The sequence below is a fragment of the Tautonia rosea genome (assembly GCF_012958305.1).
GTDB classification, from domain to species: domain Bacteria; phylum Planctomycetota; class Planctomycetia; order Isosphaerales; family Isosphaeraceae; genus Tautonia; species Tautonia rosea.
The window spans coordinates 98560-119112 of the sequence record NZ_JABBYO010000016.1; the positions used below are offsets into that span (position 1 = coordinate 98560).

General features: G+C 59.2%; 12 protein-coding genes. 7 read left to right on the forward strand and 5 right to left on the reverse strand.

Annotated features, from left to right (window positions below; translation table 11 throughout):
• The first annotated feature begins 3 nt into the window (after positions 1-3).
• The 7 genes from HG800_RS22665 to HG800_RS22695 all read left to right on the forward strand — a co-directional run bounded on the left by HG800_RS22665 (position 4) and on the right by HG800_RS22695 (position 16047).
• Positions 4-1284, forward strand: coding sequence for a Y-family DNA polymerase (locus HG800_RS22665; protein ID WP_169979838.1), 1281 nt, complete (start codon positions 4-6; stop codon positions 1282-1284).
• A 314-nt stretch (positions 1285-1598) separates the two neighbouring features.
• Complete coding sequence (locus HG800_RS22670) at positions 1599-4667, forward strand: BPTD_3080 family restriction endonuclease (RefSeq protein WP_169979840.1); 3069 nt, start codon at positions 1599-1601, stop codon at positions 4665-4667.
• 2 nt (positions 4668-4669) lie between these two features.
• Entirely contained in the window at positions 4670-7435 is a 2766-nt protein-coding gene (locus HG800_RS22675; protein WP_169979842.1) for a site-specific DNA-methyltransferase, read from the forward strand.
• A 4-nt stretch (positions 7436-7439) separates the two neighbouring features.
• Positions 7440-9518 carry a UvrD-helicase domain-containing protein gene (locus HG800_RS22680; RefSeq protein WP_169979844.1) on the forward strand — a complete coding sequence of 693 codons (2079 nt, stop codon included), beginning with the start codon at positions 7440-7442 and terminating at the stop codon, positions 9516-9518.
• Between the two features lie 49 nt (positions 9519-9567).
• On the forward strand, positions 9568-13287 hold the full coding sequence (locus HG800_RS28310) for an AAA family ATPase (RefSeq protein WP_169979845.1): 3720 nt from the start codon (positions 9568-9570) through the stop codon (positions 13285-13287).
• 169 nt (positions 13288-13456) lie between these two features.
• The gene (locus HG800_RS22690; RefSeq protein ID WP_169979846.1) at positions 13457-14281 is read left to right on the forward strand and encodes a hypothetical protein; all 825 of its coding nucleotides are present in this window, start codon (positions 13457-13459) and stop codon (positions 14279-14281) included.
• Positions 14278-16047: an RNA-directed DNA polymerase gene (locus HG800_RS22695; protein WP_169979847.1), complete on the forward strand. Its 1770-nt coding sequence runs from the start codon at positions 14278-14280 to the stop codon at positions 16045-16047. Before HG800_RS22690 ends, HG800_RS22695 begins: the two co-directional genes overlap by 4 nt.
• Positions 16048-16050: 3 nt before the next feature.
• Here HG800_RS22695 and HG800_RS27020 read toward each other — a convergent pair whose 3' ends face one another.
• The 5 genes from HG800_RS27020 to HG800_RS22720 all read right to left on the reverse strand — a co-directional run bounded on the left by HG800_RS27020 (position 16051) and on the right by HG800_RS22720 (position 20526).
• On the reverse strand, positions 16051-16257 hold the full coding sequence (locus tag HG800_RS27020) for a hypothetical protein (RefSeq protein WP_182830387.1): 207 nt from the start codon (positions 16255-16257) through the stop codon (positions 16051-16053).
• Positions 16258-16287: 30 nt separating this feature from the next.
• Positions 16288-16605 (reverse strand): type II toxin-antitoxin system RelE/ParE family toxin, encoded by a 318-nt coding sequence (locus tag HG800_RS22705; RefSeq protein WP_169979849.1) that lies wholly within the window; start codon positions 16603-16605, stop codon positions 16288-16290.
• On the reverse strand, positions 16602-16901 hold the full coding sequence (locus HG800_RS22710) for a type II toxin-antitoxin system Phd/YefM family antitoxin (protein ID WP_169979851.1): 300 nt from the start codon (positions 16899-16901) through the stop codon (positions 16602-16604). The genes HG800_RS22705 and HG800_RS22710 overlap by 4 nt, the downstream gene beginning before the upstream one ends.
• A gap of 643 nt (positions 16902-17544) precedes the next feature.
• Positions 17545-19764: a serine/threonine protein kinase gene (locus HG800_RS22715; RefSeq protein WP_169979853.1), complete on the reverse strand. Its 2220-nt coding sequence runs from the start codon at positions 19762-19764 to the stop codon at positions 17545-17547.
• A gap of 168 nt (positions 19765-19932) precedes the next feature.
• A complete protein-coding gene (locus tag HG800_RS22720) occupies positions 19933-20526 on the reverse strand; it encodes a sigma-70 family RNA polymerase sigma factor (protein WP_169979855.1) in 594 nt (197 codons plus the stop codon).
• Positions 20527-20553 lie beyond the last annotated feature (27 nt).

Below are 20553 nucleotides of genomic sequence, written 5' to 3' on the forward strand. Positions count from 1 at the left end.
TCCATGTTCGCCCTGGTCGATTGCAATAATTTCTATGCGTCCTGCGAACGCGTGTTCAATCCGACGCTCCGGGCCCGGCCGGTTGTCGTACTCTCCAACAACGACGGCTGCATTATCGCCCGCAGCCAGGAGGCGAAAGACCTCGGCCTGAAGATGGGCCAGCCGTATTTCGAGGCCCGGCCGCTCATCACAAAGCATGGCGTCGCCGTATTTTCCTCAAATTACGCCCTCTACGGCGATATGAGCCGCCGGGTCATGGAGACGCTGGAGCGGTTCTCGCCGGGGGTGGAAGCCTATTCCATCGACGAGGCCTTCCTCGACCTGACCCACGTGCCCGCCGGCCGGCTGATCGAGCACGGCAGGGAGCTTCGCGAGACCGTCGCCCGCTGGACCGGCATCCCGGTCGGTGTCGGGATCGCGCCGACGAAAACGCTGGCCAAGATCGCCAACCATCGGGCCAAGCGTGACCCGGAAGCGGCAGGAGTTGCAGCCCTGCCGGACAGGGCGGCATGGCAGCCGGTGCTCGAAACCTTCCCGATCGAGGATGTCTGGGGCATCGGCCGGAGATGGGCCGCCATGCTGTCGAAGCATGAAATCACCACCGCCGCGGGATTCGCGGCCATGCCCGATCTCTGGATTAAACGCCGGACGAGCGTCATCGGCCTGCGTACGGCATGGGAGCTTCGGGGCGAGCCTTGCCTTGAGCTGGAGATGGCCCCTCCGGCCCGGAAATGCCTGATGGTCTCGCGATCGTTCGGGAAGAAGCTGGAAGCACTAGAGCCCATCGCCGAGGCGCTCACCGCCCACGTTGCCCGCGCCGGCGAGAAACTCCGGGCGGAAGGCCTTGTCGCCCGGCACTTGATGGTGCTCCTGCAGACGAGCCGGCACGCCGACCCCGGCCGGCGATATTCGGCTACGGCCCAGGCGTCTCTGATGTACGCGACTTCCACCACGCCGGCCTTGCTCAGAGAGGCTATCCCGGCGCTGGAGCGCATCTACCGGCCAGGCTTCCTGTACGCCAAATGTGGCGTCATGCTGACCGAGCTCACTCCGGCATCGTCGGCCCAGCCGAGCCTGTTCGAGGGAGGCGACACGCCGGACGACAAGGCGGTCATGGAAGTTGTGGATGGTCTCAACCGCCGGATGGGGAAGGGGACGATCGCGTTCGGTGGCTCGGGCCTGGCAGGTCGGCCGTGGCACCTTTCCGCACGCATGCGCTCGCCCCGTTTCACGACGCGAATCGAGGAAGTGCCGGTTGCAAATTGCCACATCGCAAACACTTAGAGAAACCAGATGAAGGGAATTGAAGACCTAGGGAGATCATGGCATAGTGGATGGGCCTGAGACAGGCTCCGAACGCAAACCCTTGCAATTTATACGATTACCGATGAGCTTCGACGACACATAATAATCGCACCTTCCTTTCGCCACCTCAGCCTAGTTTACAGGATGCAAGATGATTGTTGATTGCATTTAACAATTGCTCTTTGTGAACGAGCCGATAGTATCTCTTCCTTAACTATGCGAGATCAGGGATTACGAACGATGTTCAGTGCTCCACGAGGGCGAGTTCCACACGTTGAAGGTAGGTGGTGAGGATGTCCAATCCTTTTTTTGACCATCCCATATTGAACTCTCCCTATGAGTGCCCGGGCCGTCACTGGGAGCTCGACGAGCATGGCCAGCCCACGCAGAAGATAATCGAGGCCCGCCGGCGGGCCGAGTTCATCACGCCGATTCCAAAGCCGAAGAAGCGGAAGAAAACCGGCACGCAGCAGAGTTTTGTCTTTGATGAAGGCAAAGGACTTTCGACGAAAGAGCAGCAATACGATCCTACCTCGATCATCAACGAGGTCAGAGGCTACGTGGATCGGTGGCGATCATGGCCAAATCCGGGCGATTGGCAGGTAACGCCCGAGACAGCACGCCTCCTTCAGCACTGGCGACATCATGACTTCTCCGGGCTTCGGCCCTTCTTTTGCCAGGTTGAGGCCGTTGAAACGGCCATCTGGCTGACCGAGGTCGCGCCGCAGTCGAAGGCAGGCAAACGAATTCTCGATCACCTCGCGGCCGCCAGCAAGGATGCCAATCCCGAGCTGTTCCGCATCGCGCTGAAGCTTGCGACCGGTTCGGGAAAAACGACAGTGATGGCGATGCTCATCGCGTGGCAGACCATCAACGCTGTGCGCCGGCCGGGCAGCAGACAGTTCACACGCGGCTTCCTCGTCGTTGCACCAGGCCTGACCATCAAGGATCGCCTGCGACTCCTTCAGCCGAACGATCCTGACAGCTACTACGCCAGCCGTGAGCTTGTGCCGGGCGATTTGCTCGAAGACATCAGCCGCGCGAAGATTGTCATCACGAATTACCACGCCTTCAAACTGCGCGAGCGGATGGAGATTTCCTCCGGCGGGCGGGCGTTTCTGCAGGGGCGGGGGGAGCCGCTCAACACGCTCGAGACCGAAGGTCAGATGATCCAGCGCGTCATGCCCGAGCTGATGGGCATGAAAAACATCATGGTGCTAAACGACGAGGCGCATCACTGCTACCGCGAGAAGCCGAAGGAAGAGGATGACGAAGACCTGAAAGGCGACGAGAAGAAGGAAGCCGAGAAGAACAACGAGGCGGCCCGGCTCTGGATTTCCGGCCTGGAAATGGTCAAGCGCAATCTCGGGGTCGCCCGCGTCATGGACTTGTCGGCGACGCCTTTCTTCCTGAGCGGCTCGGGCTATGCCGAGGGGACGCTCTTCCCGTGGACGGTGAGCGATTTCTCGCTCATGGATGCGATCGAGTGCGGCATCGTCAAGCTGCCTCGCGTTCCGGTGGCGGAGAACATCCCAGGCAACGAGATGCCCGTCTACCGGAATCTGTGGGAAAACATCCGGAAGGATATGCCGAAGAAGGGGCGAGGGAAGGCGAAGGAGCTGGACCCGCTCAAGCTGCCGACCCGGCTCCAGACGGCGCTCCAGGCACTCTACGGCCACTACGAGAAAACGTACAGACTCTGGGAGCAGAAAGGCATCAGGGTCCCGCCCTGCTTCATCATCGTCTGCCAGAATACCGCGATTTCCAAGCTGGTTTACGACTTCATCTCGGGCTTCCACCGCGAGAACGAGGACGGCACCACGACGCTCGAAAACGGCCGCCTGCCGCTGTTCCGCAACTACGACGAGACGACCGGCAACCCGCTGCCGCGGCCGAACACGTTGCTGATCGACAGCGAGCAGCTCGAAGCCGGCGACGCGCTGGACAGCAATTTCCGTAGCATGGCGGCCGACGAGATCGAGCGCTTTCGCCGCGAGATCGTCGAGCGGACCGGGGACCTGCGTGCCGGGGAAAGCATCAGCGACCAGGAGCTGCTTCGTGAGGTCATGAATACGGTCGGTAAGCCCGGCCAGCTCGGCGGCTCGATCCGATGCGTCGTCTCGGTCTCGATGCTGACCGAAGGCTGGGACGCGAACACGGTGACCCATGTGCTCGGCATCCGGGCGTTCGGCACCCAGCTGCTCTGCGAGCAGGTGATCGGCCGGGCGCTACGCCGCCAGTCCTACGATCTCAACGAGGAGGGGCTCTTCAACGTCGAATACGCCGACGTGTTCGGCATCCCCTTCAATTTCACGGCAAAGCCGGTCATCGCGCCGCCCCAACCGCCGCGCGAGACGATCCAGGTCAAGGCGGTGCGGCCCGAGCGCGACCATCTGGAGATTCGCTTCCCCCGGGTCGAAGGCTACCGTGTCGAGCTGCCGGAGGAGCGGCTGACCGCGGAGTTCAACGACGATTCCATCCTCGTGCTCACGCCGGATTTGGTCGGCCCGTCAATCACGCGGAACGCGGGCATCATCGGGGAGGGGGTGGATCTGAACCTCGAGCATCTCGGCGACATGCGGCCTTCGACGCTCGTCTTTAACGTCACCCAGCGCCTGCTCTATACGAAATTCCGCGATCCCGGCGAAGAGCCAAAACTCCACCTGTTCGGACAACTGAAGCGCATCACGAAACAATGGCTGGATAACTGCCTGGTATGCAAGGGAAACACTTATCCTGGCCTGCTGATGTACCAGGAGCTTGCGGACATGGCCTGCAACCGCATCACGACAGGCATCACTCAGGCATTCCTCGGGGACCGTCCCATCAAGGCATTGTTAGATTCGTATAATCCAACCGGCTCGACCATGCACGTGCGGTTCAACACGTCGAAGGCCGATCGCTGGGAAACGGACGCGACCCGCTGCCATGTTAACTGGGTGATCCTCGACAGCGACTGGGAGGCCGAATTCTGCCGGGTGGCGGAATCGCACGAGCGCGTCCGGGCCTATGTGAAGAATCACAGCCTGGGTCTCGAAGTGCCGTACCGCTATGGCTCGGAAATGCGCAAGTATAGACCGGATTTCATCGTCCTGGTCGACGACGGGCACGGAGACGACGACCTGCTTCACCTCGTCGTCGAGATCAAGGGCTATCGCGGCGAGGACGCCAAAGAGAAGAAGGCGACGATGGAGACGTACTGGGTCCCGGGCGTAAACCATCTGAAGACTTACGGGCGCTGGGCCTTCGCCGAATTCGCCGAGGTGTATCAGATCGAGGCGGATTTCAAGGCGAAAGTCGAGCGTGAATTCAACAGCATGATCGATGCCGTCGCAGCTGAGCCGGCGGAGCAAGGAAGCTAATCATGGCAAAATCGACGAAACAAAAGAGTGTGGAAACCCTGACCCATGAAGCGGACAGGCGGAAAAACATACCGACCGCCGAATATCAATCGGTCGTGAGAGAAGAGCACCAGAATCCGGTCCGGGTGGCCTACGAACGCCGCAATCGTGATCTCGATCCGCAGCTGGTCTGGCGCGGCAAAGATGAGCAGGACTGGAGCGACCTCGTCGTTCATGCGCCGCCGCTCTACATCCAGGAGAAAGTGCACCCCAAGGCGCTGATCGACGACTTGCTTCGCCGGACGAAGGAATCCGAGCAGGCGGCAGACCCGCAAGGGCTATTAATCCCTGATATATTCGCTGATTTCAACGGCATCGCTGAGGGAGCCGATAAGACCGAATTCTACCAGCACGACCAGAACTGGTCGAACCGCATGATCCTGGGCGATTCGCTCCAGGTCATGGCCTCGCTCGCCGAACGCGAGGGCCTGCGCGGTCAGGTGCAGTGCATCTATTTCGACCCACCGTACGGCATCAAGTTCAACAGCAACTTTCAGTGGAGTACTACTAGCCGAGATGTTAAGGATGGGAATACAGAGCACATCACGCGTGAGCCAGAGCAAGTCAAAGCCTTTAGAGATACTTGGAAAGATGGTATTCACAGCTATCTCACATACCTTCGAGATCGACTAACCGTTGCGAGAGATTTGCTTGCCGATCCTGGATCTATATTTGTTCAGATTGGCGATGAAAATCTGCATAGAGTTCGGTCTCTATTAGATGAAGTGTTTGGCGAAGATAATTTTTTATCACAAATTGGTGTTGTTAAAACATCAGGATTATCTGCCGCAGACAGAATGAGCTCAGCCACTGATTATATCCTATGGTACGCGAAGAAAAGAGAAACCGTAAAATACAGGCAGCTGCTTGTAGAAAAAGACATAACCTCAAGTTCTGGATCTATGTATCGTTACGTTTGTGATGAAGCTGGGGTTCCTCGACGACTCGCAGGATCAGAAAACGCCGATCCAAGATCTGCTTACAGGCTCGACAATATTACCAAGCCGGGTCCTGGGAGTCGCTATACGGTCAGTTACCAGGGGAGAAACTACACGCCAGGTGGGAGGTGGTGGGGGACAACTGAATTAGGAATGAGTCGAGTAATCAAAGCATCTAGATTAGCGTCGAGCGGGAATACAATTTCTTTTTTTCGTGCGTGGCAAGACTATGCAGCGATTCCTTTAAACAATCTCTGGACCGACACGGCAACCGGAGGGTTTTTGGAGCAGAAAGTGTACGTCGTGCAAACAACTGAAAAGATAATACAACGTTGTATGCTAACTGCTTCCGATCCTGGTGACCTCGTGCTGGACCCAACATGCGGTTCCGGCACCACCGCCACCGTCGCCGAACAATGGGGCCGCCGCTGGATCACGATTGACACTTCCCGCGTGGCGCTTGCCTTAGCCCGTGCCCGCGTCATGGGCGCTCGCTACCCCTACTATCTTCTCGCCGATTCCCGTGAAGGGCAGGAGAAAGAAGCGGAAGTCACACGAAGTGCCGCCTCGACGCAGCCCGTGCATGGCAACATCCGCCATGGGTTCGTCTATGAGCGTGTGCCGCACATTACGCTCAAATCCATTGCCAACAACGCCGAGATCGACGTCATCTGGGAAAAGTGGCAGGAGGAGCTCGAACCGCTCCGCGAATCTCTGAACGCTGTTTTAAAAAAGAAATGGCAGGAATGGGAAATTCCTCGCGAAGAGGATGAAAACTGGCCTCAAGAAGCGAAGAAGCTGCATGCAAAATGGTGGGATGCCCGCATTGCGCGGCAGAAGGAGATCGACGCCTCCATCGCCGCCAAAGCAGAATTCGAGTATCTCTATGACAAGCCCTACGAAGACAAGAAGAAAGTGCGAGTTGCCGGACCGTTCACGGTCGAAAGCCTCTCGCCGCACCGCACCCTTGGCGTCGATGAGAACGACGAGCTGGTCGACCCTTTAAGCAAGGCTGCCGACGACGGCCAGGGTTTCGAGCAAGTTATCCTTGAGAATCTGAAGCTTGCGGGCGTCCAGCAGGCCCACAAAGAGGATCGCATCACCTTCACCGCGCTCAATGCGTGGCCCGGCGAGATGGTCTGCGCCGAAGGCCGCTACATGGAAGGCGATGCCGAGAAGCGGGCCGCCATATTCATCGGGCCTGAATTTGGAACCGTGCAGCGTGCCGACCTGGTCGCCGCGGCCCGCGAGGCCGGCGACGCGGGTTTCGACGTGCTCATCGCCAGCGCCTTCAACTACGAGGCGCATACGACCGAATTCAGCAAGCTCGGCCGGATTCCCGTGCTCAAGGCTCGCATGAACGCCGACCTGCACATGGCGGGCGACCTGAAGAACACCGGCAAGGGCAATCTGTTCGTCATCTTCGGCGAGCCGGACATCGAGATCATTGAGGAGCCGGACGATCGCATCAGCGTAAAGATCAACGGCGTCGATGTTTTCCATCCGAACACCGGCGAGGTCCGGAGCGACGGTGCCGAAGGCATCGCCTGCTGGTTCATCGACACCGACTATAACGAAGAGAGCTTCTTTGTCCGCCACGCCTATTTCCTTGGTGCCAACGATCCTTATAAGTCCCTGAAAACGACGCTCAAGGCCGAGATCGACGCTGAAGCCTGGGCGACGCTGAACAGCGACACTTCCCGGCCCTTCGCAAAGCCAAAATCCGGCCGCATCGCCGTGAAAGTCATCAACCATCTCGGTGACGAAGTGATGAAAGTGTTCAGGGTCTAGGCTGATGGAATTCCGCATCGCTGATACGTTTACCGACAGTCTGGGTCGCCTGACCGCGGACGAGCAGAAGGCGGTCAAGACCACCGCCTTCGACTTGCAGCTCAATCCGGCCAGCCCCGGTATGAGTTTCCACAAGCTCGACCGGGCGAAGGACAAGCAATTCTGGTCGGTGCGGGTTAACGCAGACATCCGGCTCATCGTGCATCGCACGGCCGGCAGTCTGCTGCTCTGCTACGTCGACCACCACGACAAGGCCTATGAATGGGCGGAGCGGCGGAAGCTTCAGACGCATCCCAGGACCGGCGCTGCCCAGCTCGTCGAGATTCGGGAGACGGTGCAGGAAATTACCGTCCCGGTCTATGTCGAGGAGCAAAAGCCGAAGGCGGCCGAACGTAAGAAACCGTTGTTCCCCCACATCGCCGACGACGCTTTGCTGGATTACGGCGTCCCCGTCGATTGGCTGGACGACGTCAGGGCCGCGACGGAAGAAACACTCCTGACCCTGACCGACCATTTGCCGAGGGAGGCGGGCGAGGCGCTGCTGGAACTGGCAACTGGCGGTACGCCGCGAATGCCTCAGACGGTTCAGACCGTCGATAATCCGTTCGAGCATCCGGACGCGCTACGCCGTTTCCGGCTGATGTCGAATGTGGAGGAGTTGCAACGGGCACTGGATTATCCATGGGACAAATGGACCGTCTTCCTGCACCCCGACCAGAGGGAACTGGTCGAGCGAGACTATAACGGCCCGGCGCGGGTCTCCGGCTCGGCAGGCACCGGGAAGACGATTGTGGCGCTGCACCGCGCGGCCTGCCTGGCCCGCTCCCATCCCGACACGCGTGTATTGCTTGCCACCTTCACCGACACGCTGGCCAGCGCCCTTCACACCAAATTGCTCCGGCTGGTCAGCAGCGAGCCCCGACTTGCTGAGCGGATCGACGTCCATTCGCTCGACGCGCTGGGTCTGCGCCTCTACAAAGCCCATTTCGGACCGGCAAAGCTCGCGGATCGTGCTCTTATCCGCGGCTTGCTGCGTGATGCTTCCACCGCAGTCGAATGCCACCGATTCAGCGAACGCTTCCTGCTGACGGAGTGGGAACAGCTCGTCGATGCGTGGCAGCTTCAGAACTGGGAAGAATATCGCGATGTGGCCCGGCTCGGCCGCAAGACCCGGCTGCCGGAGGCGCAGCGGGCAATCCTCTGGTCGATCTTTGAGCGCGTTATCAAAGAGCTGGACAATCGGCAGACAATCACCCAGTCGAAGCTATTCACTTCTCTTGCTTCTGCACTCTCAAAGAGTAGAAATTCCCCGTTCGATTACGCGGTTATCGATGAGGCGCAGGACCTGACCGTCGCCCAAATGAAATTCTTCGCCGCGCTTGGCGCTGATCGACCGAATGCGCTTTTCTTCGCCGGCGATCTCGGGCAGCGGATATTCCAGCAACCTTTCTCATGGAAGTCGCTCGGCATCGACATTCGCGGCCGGTCACGGACGCTCCGTGTGAACTATCGCACCTCCCACCAGATTCGCATGCAGGCCGACCTGCTCCTCGGCCCCGAAATCCGTGACGTAGATGACAATGCCGAGAAGCGGAGCGATACGGTCTCCGTCTTCAACGGTCCGGCACCGTCAATCCACGCCCTGAATGATGCTTCGGAAGAGGCCCGGCATGTCGCCGGATGGCTGAATGAACTGTCAGAATTGGGCGTACATCCGCACGAAATCGGTTTGTTCGTCCGCTCCGAAGCTGAAATCGACCGTGCGGTGGCGGCGGCGACCGAGGCCGGGCTGCCCTATAAGGTGCTCGACAGGAATGTCAGCACGGTTAGCGGCTACCTGTCAATCAGCACGATGCACCTTGCCAAAGGGCTCGAGTTCCGTGCGGTCGCCGTCATGGCCTGCGACGATGAAATCGTCCCGCTCCAGGGGCGCATCGAGGCAGTAGGGGACGATGCCGATTTACAGGAAATCTACGACACCGAGCGTCACTTGCTCTATGTAGCCTGCACGCGTGCCAGGGATCACCTCCTCGTAACGTGCGTCGAGCCGGGCTCGGAGTTCCTGGACGATCTCAGGCAATGAACGATCATCAGCCAGAATCTTATGATCCTGAAGCGCTCGGAGGAGGCCGGTGAACTATCCCCTTCGTCATCTCTCCATCCGTGTCCCGTGGCATGATTCCGGCTGGACGGGAAAGATATGCGACGCTCCCCGTCTGAACGGGGCCTGCGCGAAGCTGAAGCGGATCGCCGCCGGGAAGGATGACGGGTTCGAAGAGGGCATCGCCGGGCGCAGCTTCGATGGGCTGGAACGCGAGCAATGGCCCTGCTGCGTCGAGGAGCGGTCCGCGTTCATGGCCCCGTTCGAGATGCACCAGGTGAAGCGCCACGCGCTTGCCGCGAGCGACCCGGCCCATTACGGACATTTCACTCCGACGGTCCAGCGCTATCCGGCCTATTCTGCCGGAGTTGTGCCGTTCTTCTGGCTGATGCGCGACAATCTCGGGACCTATCGCGATCTGCTCGAGCTCGACGTCGATCCCGAGCGCGAGCCGGAGCTGAACTACCAGACGAGCTGGATACACGAGGCGGAGAACCAGAAGGCGCTTCTCAACGGATTCGCGGCGCACCTCCGCTCTGAGGAATCGCTCACCCTCTTCTATGCGAAGCACGTCCCCTTCGTGGAGGGCACCGGCCGCATCCTCATCGGTGCCGGCCGGATCAGGCATATCGGCGACCTGACCGAATATGACCGGGCCGGTGACGGCCTGCGGGGGATGATCTGGGATCGCCCGGTCCAGCACTCCATCCGGCCGAAGGGCAGGGATGGGTTCCTCATGCCCTATCACGAGGTGCTCGAGCGTGCGGAGCAGGACCCTTCCCTTGATCTGGAGCGTTACACGGCTCACGCCCCCGAAGGGCACTGGAGCGAATTCTCCTATGCCAGCGAGCTCGTGACGCATGACGGTGCTATCGCGGCACTGCTGTCGATGGAAGTGACCCTTGGCCGCATCGAGGCGGAGCTGGGCATCGCGACCGGCTGGCAACGCCAGTGGCTTCACGACGAACTCATCCGGCTCTGGAAGGTGCGGGGCCCGTTCCCCGGTCTCGGAGCGGTCCTCTCCTCGTTCGGACTGTCCCGCGGCCTCTTCGTCGCCCACGCCCTGCAGCAGAAGGCCGGGGACAATGCGAATCCCTGGCCGCTCGTCGATCAGGCATTTGCAAAACCCGAAAACCTGCTCCCTCCGGAGCTCAGGCGGGATCTGAAAGAGCTTGCCCCGACCTGGCGCAGCCTGCCGAAGGAACGCCGCGAATACCTGATGCTTCTGAGCCGGTTCGAACTGACGGTCGATCAGGCGCGGGACCTGTATGACAAGGGCTCCCGTTCGAAGAAGGGCTGGGGTGCGACCGATCGCGAACTCCTCCAGAATCCGTACCTGTTCTATGAAATCAGCCGCCACGAATCCGACGGTATCGGCCTGCTGAACGTCGATCGGGGGATTTTCCCGGAGGATACGGTCCGACTCCTGCATCCCCTGGACGAACCAACGCGTCTCGATTCTGCCGTCGATCTGCGGCGTATCAGGGCTTTCACGGTCGATGCGCTCGAACGGGCGGCTGTCAGCGGGCACACGCTCCTTTCCTGCGATGCGATCGTCGAATCTGTCGGCAACGTTGCAGTCCGGCCTCCTTGCGCAGTCACCACCGATATGCTCACCGCCAGGGCCGGCGACATGGGGCCGGTCGTCACTGCTGCCGATGCTGGTGAGGAGCCCGGGCTGCAACTGGAGCGATATCGCGATATTGGCGAGCTGGTGCGGAAACAGATCGTCGGTCGCGTGGAGGGTAAACGCCATGCTCCGGTGTTTGACTGGGCCGCGCTTCTGGAGGCCAGGCTTGGTGTTGCGGAGGAGGATGACGAGGAGAAGCGGGCCAGGCTCGAGAAAATAGCCGCCCTTAAAGAACTGGCAGAGTCGCGGTTCAGCGTTCTCGCAGGCCCGGCCGGTACCGGGAAAACGACGCTGCTCGGCCTGCTCTGCGCACAACCCGATATCCGTGCCGGGGGCCTGCTGCTTCTCGCCCCGACGGGCAAGGCACGCGTGCGCATGCAGGAACTCGCCGGTCACACCGGATCCCGTGCCCAGACCATCGCCCAGTTCCTGAATCAGTGGCACCGCTATGACGGGCGGACTGGCCGATACCGGCTGAGCAGCGACCGGCCGAGGGCTAAGGGTTACGGGACGGTGATCATCGACGAGGCGTCGATGCTGACCGAGGATATGCTCGGAGCCCTGCTCGACGCGCTCCAGGGCGTCCAGAGGCTGATCCTCGTCGGCGACCCGGCCCAGCTCCCCCCAATCGGGGCGGGACGGCCCTTTGTGGACATTATCGCCCGGTTACGACCCCCCGATTATGATTCAGCCTTTCCCCGAATTGCCCCGGGATACGCCGAGCTGACCATCGAACGGCGTCAGGCGGGCGCTGATCGGCCTGATCTCCGGCTCGCACGCTGGTTCAGCACGACACCCCCATCCGCTGGCGGAGATGATGTGTTCTCTGCAGGCGACCGTGAGCATCAGGTCCTTCGCTTCGTGCAGTGGGAGACGCCGGACGATTTCCAGGAGAAGCTGACCGAAGTGCTTGTCGAGGAGCTCGGGCTGGACGGTTCCGGGGATATCCCCGGGTTCAATCGTGCCCTCGGGGCAGTCGCCCATAAAGGTTACGACTATTTCAACGCGACGCGGGCGGGAAAGCCGGGCTCCATCGAGGCCGTTGAAGCGTGGCAAATCCTGAGCCCGCTGCGCGGGATGCCGTTCGGCGTGAGCGACGTAAACCGACAGATTCACGAACGGTTCCGGGCCGGCTTCCTGGAGCTGGCAGGCCGGAGGCAGCGTTCCATCCCGAGGCCCATGGGCGTGGAACGGATCGTGTACGGCGACAAGGTCATCAATCTCGCGAACCATCAGCGCGACGGGCACAGGGTCTTTCCCAGGGAGGGGGCGCTCGGATATCTGGCCAACGGTGAGATCGGACTTGCCGTCGGGCAATGGAAATCGAACGGGTATCCGCGGATTCTCAAAGTCGAGTTTTCCTCGCAGAAAGGCTATACCTATGATTTCTACGCCGGTGATTTCCGCGAGGAGGGAGATGCTGCACTCGAACTCGCCTATGCGCTGACCGTGCACAAATCGCAAGGCAGCCAGTTCGGCCTGGTCATCCTCGTACTCCCCGAAGCTCATCCGATCCTCTCTCGCGAACTGGTCTATACCGCCCTGACGCGGCACCAGGAGCGGGTCGTCATCCTGCATCAGGGGCCGAGGACGCTCCTGAAGGATTTCGCCGCTCCCCATCGGAGCGAAACCGCCCGTCGTATGACGAATCTGCTCCGTCCATGCCGGATGACGGAGATACCCCTGCCCAAAGGGAGCGTGTTCCTGCAGGAAGGGCTCATCCACCGGACGAGCAAGGGGCAGGCCGTCCGGTCGAAATCCGAATTGCTGATTGCCGAGGCGCTCATCAGCGGCGGCGTATCGTTCGAATACGAGAAGGCCCTGACACTCGGCGGCTCGACCCGCTACCCAGACTTCACGATCGAAGACGAAATTTCCGGGAACACCGTCTACTGGGAGCACCTCGGGATGCTCGACCGTGAAGAATACTCCCGAAGCTGGGAGAAGAAACTTGCATGGTATCGGGCCAACGGTGTTCGCCCGGTGGAATATCCCGATCCAGACCCCGATCCAAATCCCGAGCCGGGAGCTGCGCTGCTCCTGACGACGAGTGATTCACCTGGACAGGGCCTCGACATGGGCCGGGTCAGAAGCCTGATCCGGGATCATTGCGGCGGCTGACCGGCCCCATCGCAATACGGGTTGAACGCATACTTGTGGATGCTATTGTGACGATCTGTTGAATTTTAGGGTTCCTGTTGCAATGCCTTACGTGCCAGTTTCATCCCTGCCATCTACCCTGTGGAGGGAAGGAAGGTATTACATTGCTCGTCCGCTCCAGGCCTCGTACGTGAGCCTGCTGGAGGCGATGAACCTGCTGGAAGCAGCCCGTTCAAAAAGCCAGAAGAAGAAGGTATTTGGAGGAAAGACTAAAGAAGAGTCAGAGGAACATTTCACGCATCGATTCTGTGCATCCGCAACGCGAATCCAGAACGTTGTCCTTGATGCCAATGACAAGTTCGATGACATCCCGAAGGATGTGCTGCTCACGTTTTCTTCCCACGACGTCGCTATCCTTGACATTCCCAGCGGCCACGGAGCGAGCGGCCTATCTCTTCTGTCGATGATTCACGAGCTCAGGGCCGCGAAAATTATTCCTCAGATTTCTTTGAATGTTTATTTGCTTGCCGGAGACTATTCGGAAACATCCCTGGAACTTTATCGGGAGATGATTGATCGCATCGGCCCCGAGCTCAGCAGGACAGGGATTGAGGTCCACCTTGAAACCATGCTCTGGGATGCTCTGGATCTGGTGAGCACTAATCGGTTGTGTTATCGGTGGGAAGAGCTTGCCGAAGGAATGACCGAGGGATTCGTGCTGGTGACAAATTTCAGCGGAGATGGGAAGAACCTGCTCGACGAACTGTCTGAGCAGATTCGACACATTTCGGTAAGGGCAGAACACAACGGCTCGACGATTCTTTGGGTTGAGCCTGGCGATCCGGGTGGAAGAAAGTTCCTGGCAAGAATCGGCAAAGCGATTGCATCTCTCTTTGGAAGCCCCGCCGTTGAGGAGAAGGACATCCCGATGAGCGAAGCGAAATGGTGGCATGAGCTCCATGAGTGTGAGCACCCGGTCCGATCCGCAGTCCAGCAGTATGTGCGGCCCCGATGAGTACCCATGCAGCCAGTCCCGGGAAGCTGTTACACCTTCGCTCGCTGAATTATCTCCGTCGCGACTACGCGCTCAGCTACGTTGGCAGCAGGCTGCTCGTCGATGGCTTGGATCCGTCGATACTCGACGACTGGACCGATACCTACCTGATGAGGATGGCTCGCACGGGCAGAAATCCGACGTACTGGCAGCATAAAATTTTTAAGTCTGTTCAAGGTGACGGCACTATTGATTACCGGAATTGCCTCGCCGGAAGCCCTGTGACTCATCTGCTCGAGGTGTGGGCACTCTGGAAGCTGAGTCAGGAGGAGGCGTTTAGGAGTGCTCCCTGTATTTACAGCTATCGATGGTCAAGTCCGCAGAGCCACCATGTCTTCCAGTATTTCATGGCGGGCTATCGCGAGCGGGAGCAGGCGATTACGTATGCGGGAAAGCAGCTGAAGAAGCCCCATGTGCTGATCTTCGACCTGAAGGGCTTTTATCCGAGCATTGATGTCGAGCGAGCGTTCAGACTCTTCAGGCATCGCGCTGAGAACTCTTCCCTCAGCGGGACTGATCTCGAGACGGTTCTCTTCAGCGCCGAGGGCGTCTGCCAGGCAAAGAAGCGGGGAGGCCTGCCCGTCGGGCCGCCGCTGGCGCATGTGATCGCCAATCTATATCTGGAGCGGCTTGATGCCTTGTTGAGTGTCCATTTTCCCGGCCGGTATTTCCGCTACGTTGATGACATCGCCATCGTCGTCGAGTCGTCGGAGATCGAGCGGGCCAAAGGAATTTTTGCTGCCGAAGTTGAGCGAGAGGGGCTTGAGATTAATCAAGAGAAAACGGACATACACGCCCTGAAGCTCTGGGACAGGCGGCTGGAAACACTCACAACTGAAGATTCCTCGGTCACGTTCGGCGATCTCGTGGTCAATCTGATTCATTATCTTGCACACAATCCAGGCGATTTCGATTCGCTGCGGGCCAGGTTCCATGCCGAGGGGTTCCCCCTTCCGTTTTCTCGGGTCAGGTCCACGGCGAATTACCGTCCGGTCCGATGGTACCTACAGCGAGCTTGGGTCATCGGCCTTCGGAGGCTCGGCTATTCGTTCACACTGGATCGCCTGATTCGGGATGCTCACCGGCTGAGGTCGCGATTCGTGGAGCGTGCACAGGCTCTTGCTGATTCGGATCTCCCTTCCGAGGGTATCGAACGGCGATGGGCCGTGCAGAACCTCCGCTACACTTATAATCGCCTGCTTTACCTCGTCCCGACCGGGGAACTGGATCGTTACAGGACACTGATCCCTGAATCGCACGAACTCATTCAGACTAGAGAAATCTTCGACGCGCTGATCACCGGAGATGCCAGCAGGATCGTCCGTTTCCCGGGTCCGGCCCTGGCGGCCTTCGCCCAGCTCTGGAAGGAGAACCGTGAGGGGAGCCCTACCATCAACTGGTCAATCAAGCCTGAGCTGCATGAGCGAGATGCTGCCATCACGCTCGCGTTGCATGGCCTGGCTGATATTCCGTCCGGGTGGATGGGGGCATTCCCCTCAGATACCGGTTACAACATGACGGCCCTGAAACTCGCGTCCCACCCCCATCCCCAGGTGCGTTCGCATCGGGATTGTTCCTACATCGACGAGGTCGAATCGCTGTTCCTCAACAACGACATTCCGGCGGCAGAATGGCTGAACACCCGCTATGACGATAACGAAGATGTGGTCCTCCCTGCGTTGGCCATGGATGGAGGCTCTGGCGCGGGATTCGATGTACCCTATTAATTATTATTCGGCTCTTAACACCTTCACAACCGTCGCCAGTGGCAGGAACAGATGGCTGGTACATCCCAGCTTGCGGCCACGGTATACCTGGTCGACCGCCAGCTGGCCAACGCGGGCGACCGGAACGCTCGGATAGCGGGACAGCTTCTTCGCCGTTGCTTCCAGCATTTCAGCCTGCGCCAGCCTTTGGTGGTCCTTGTCAAAACTCACGATTAATCCCTTATAACCTTGTATTCTTTGCTATTGTTCGGGCTCAATCGGACCGCGAGCACTGTGGCGAATCCGCAGCACCCAGACGGTTTCGCCCTCGATGGAAAACAGAATTTTGAAGACGCCGTGCCGGCGGCCGTAGAGCCTGAGCCGGATCTCACGACCCAGAGCTTCGGAATCATCCTCCGATACTGGGCACCGCGTTGGTTGCGATTCAAGCGTCTTCAAGGCACTTTCCAGCCCCTGATACCAGCGACGGGCCACAGCAGGCGAACGTTCGGCGTACCAGCGCAAGGCTTCCATCGCCTCCGCGTCGGCTGTCCGGGTGACGATAACGCGATAGGTCACTGCCGCGGGGCCTGCTCATCCAGTATTTTCCGCATCTCAGCCAGCATCTCCTCCGCAGGGCGGCCCTGCCCGGCTTCCATCTCGGCAAGCGCACGCCGGGTTGTTTCCACTTCCTCGGCGTACTCGGCCAGCTCCAGAAGCTTCTGGTAGGATTTTGCATCCTGGACCACCAGCTCCGCCTTACCGTTGACGGTCAGGACGACAGGCGCGCCCGTCTCCTTCAACTGCCGGAGGAATTCAGGCGTATGCCGCTTGAAATTGGACAGCGAGTTAATGTCGCGGTTGATGTCAAGCATGGTATCCCCTTTGCGCTCAATTTGCATCAAATTTAATGCTACATGGTTGCGGGTTGAGAGTCAATTGCGAGCTTAGCCATGGCAATGACGAGAACTATCGATCTCTGCCGTGGCAGAGATAGCAGAAAAAGAGGCGGAAAAACATGGAAAATCCGGTATTCTTCGGACACCGGTTATGGCTGATGTGTGAGTCGCAAACCATTTGAATGAAACGTTTTATATGTTCCTCGCTCGCCGCATTCGCAATGCTGAGGTTGTGGGTTCGATCCCCATCCGCTCCACTAACTCGAATTCAGATCGGTAGTTGCAAAGAAGAGGCGAAAAGCAGAAGTATCAGCCGTGTTGTCCTTTGGCTGATGCGCATAAGATATACATCATGTGTGCAGGCCCGACCTGAGAGGCTATTCGGCAGGCTCGGCACGAAGCAAAGGCCGTGTCTTCGGCCGCGAACTTGAGCAATGGGCGAGAAACATCACTCGATTATAAGATGAAGGAGTTGACGTTAATAACGTTTCCAATCAAGGGTCATGAATTTTACTTATAAGTTTACTTTGATGGATCGAAGCCACGTTCCATCGATCTCGATGACCCCATCCGGAACTTCTGTCGAGTCTCTTGAGTGGCATGGACGCCTGATTCTTGGCTACTCGGCCAGAATCGACTCAATCGAACGTAGCAACTCGCGGTAACGATCGACCTCGGGAACGTCGGCGATGAGTTGCTGCGCTTGATTTCTGGATTCTTCGAATATCTCTTTGGCTCTCGATGTGTTGCTCTGCGTGAGGAGTTTGCCCAGGTCAATCAGCGTGAGTACCAGGTCTTCTCGCAACGCATCCTCAGGGTAGAGGCGGATTTGGTGACGGAGCGCTTGCTCCTGGCGTAGCAAGTGGGATTCGGCCTCCTCGGAATTCGATGCCAGTGTGATTCGCGATCGGATCTTGAGAACCTGAATCTCGTTCCAATCTTGGTCCCGCTTTGGAAGATCGCGGAGTTCCGGCGATTGGTACACTGATTCAGCCTTCGCCACCGCCTGGAGCGCTTCATCGTAATGTCCCAACGCTTCAAGACAACGGGCTTTGAGGACTAGCGAAAATCCAAGCGTGTTGACCGGATCCGCTTCGTCAGGTTGGAGCTCGCGCCAGCGTTCAAGGGCTGGGAGCAATTCTGCGGCGACTTCGAGTGCTTCCTGGTAGTTTTTCTCCCTGCGGTTTTCGATCAAGACACCCATCAAGATGCGACACTCGGTGGCCACTAGCTCAGCCGATGCGGGATACAGCCTGGCCAGCCTCTGGGCCTCCGCTCGGTAAAGTGCGGTCGTCTGACGCGCCTCCTCGATTCGACCCAGCTTGATCGACAAGGTCTCTCGTGTTTGCAACAGATCGATGTATCTGAGTCCTACCGTCAAATCGTCCGGTTGCTTTGCTCGCGTCGATTCGACATGTCGGCGGTAACGCTCGCAGGTCTGTTCCGCTTCAGGGATCAGGCCATTCAGAAACTGAACTGTACAAAGTGAGGACAGCGCAGCTCCGTAGCGTTCCGCGGCGTCTCTATCGTCGGGTCTAAGCGCGACCAGTTGCTGATGGAGCGCAGCGGCGTCCTCCATCGATTCGAGCATCACGGCTGTCGCGTTGGGCACCTCGAAGAGCTTCTCCGAGACTCGGTCGACCACACGGCTCAGCGCATCCTGACTCAGCTGGAATGCCTTCTCTGACTCGGCCCTCGAGATCATCAACGCTGTATTGGTCTGCGAAATTTCGTGTGCTGCCCGCTGAAGCGAAATCGACGCTCCTGTCGCGGCAACGAGGAGAGCCGCTCCTGTGCCCAACGTCGCTGCCTGCCAGGGTCGTCTTCTCACCCATCTATTCCAGCGCTCGAGTCGGGTTGACGGTCGAGCCAGAATTGGCTGACCTGAGAGCCAGCGTCCCAGGTCGTCTCGAAACGCGGCGGCCGTCTGGTATCGCTTGTCGCGGTCGATGGTCATGGCCTTTGAGCAGATGGTCTCAAGATCGCGCGGAATGTCGTCGTTCAGCTCTCGCGCCGGCTTCGGCTCGTGATGAGCGACTTGATGAAGTACCCGGTGCGGGAGGCCATGAAACGGAACCGTCCCAGTCAAGCACTCGTAGAGAGTGACGCCCAGCGAATAAACATCCGCCCGCGGATCGTTGAGCGCCTTTGCGTCATTTAGACTCTCGGGGCATAGATACTCGGGAGTGCCGAGCAGTCGTGAGCCGTCCGCTGTCGATAGCTCGCTCGAGACCGTCAGCCGAGCCAGGCCGAAATCCCCCAGTTTGGCCCGGCCGTCGTTCTCGTCGATCAGAATGTTGCCCGACTTCACGTCCCGGTGCACCATCCCCGCAGCATGCACGGCCGCCAGCGCGTCGGCCACTTGCCTGACATAGTCGGCAGCTCTGCGAGGCGAAAGACAACTCTCGCCCTGAACCAAGCGTCTGAGCGATCGCCCTTCAATCAAAGGCATGACCAGAAACAGCCCACCGTTTTCGAGCCTCCCCAACCCGTGAATGGGTACCAGATGGTCGTGACGCAGGAGAGCCGAGGCACGCGCCTCGCGCACCAGCGCCTCGCCGCCCTCCGACTCTACGCGGTCGGGCCGCAGGCACTTGATCGCCACCATGCGATGGAGCGTTGTGTCCCACGCGCTGTAGACTACACCTGCCCCACCCCTCCCCAGCAGCCGCTCGATTCGGTACCCGTCGACTTTCGGATGGTTCAGCAAAGTGCTGGGGTCTGGCCCGGAATCAAGGCTGCGAACTCGACCTTGCTCCAACCGCTTCAGTCGCTCGACGATCTGATCATCAGAGTCGCTGGCCGAGTCCGGCTGCAGATTGGAGAAGTCCGACAGCATCGCCGGCTCGGTGAGTGTATCGAGCCTCGCTTGACAGCGCTGACAGCTCTCAAGGTGCCGTCTCAGATTGTCAGCCGTCTCATGTTCGAGTGTTTCGTCAACAAGGCGGCACCACTGCTCATCAGACGGACAATCGAGATTGTTCATGGAAGGCAACCGGCCCAGGCATTAACTTGGAAGGGGCAAGTCGTTGGTCAACTCCTCAACTATCGCAGAGACCCGCTTCAGGACGCGCGACTTGGCCACATAAACCCAGTCGAGCGGCACCTCGAACTCTTGCGCCACCTGAGAAGGCGTCTTGCGGTGGATCCAGACGCCCTCGAACACGTTCCACGTTCGCGGCTCGAAATGCGGCCTGCACTCCTGCAATGCCACGGCCAGAATGTGGCGAGCGAATGCTTCGTTCCAAGCAGGGTCGTTGTCGGCCAAGTCGTCCATTCTCAGAAATTCGACAGCGGACCTGGGTTGATGGCGTTTCTGATATCGCCTCACTTCGTTACGTACCACAGTACCTAGCCAGTCTCGAAACCGGCCTCGATCCGGGCGGTACTCGAACGAACGCAACGACTGGAATACGCGAGTTAGCACCTGTTGGGCCACATCCTCCGCTTCGTCCCACTTCAGGCCCCTGCGTCGGCAGTCTGCCAGGATCAATCGCCCATACACTCCCACGAATCGACGCCAGGCCTCATTGTCTGAGGCATCTCTTACCCGCACGAGCAAGCTCGGTCGGGTTTCGAGGTCGTCTGGCTCCACGCTCATAAATACCCTCTCAGAATTGACGACTTG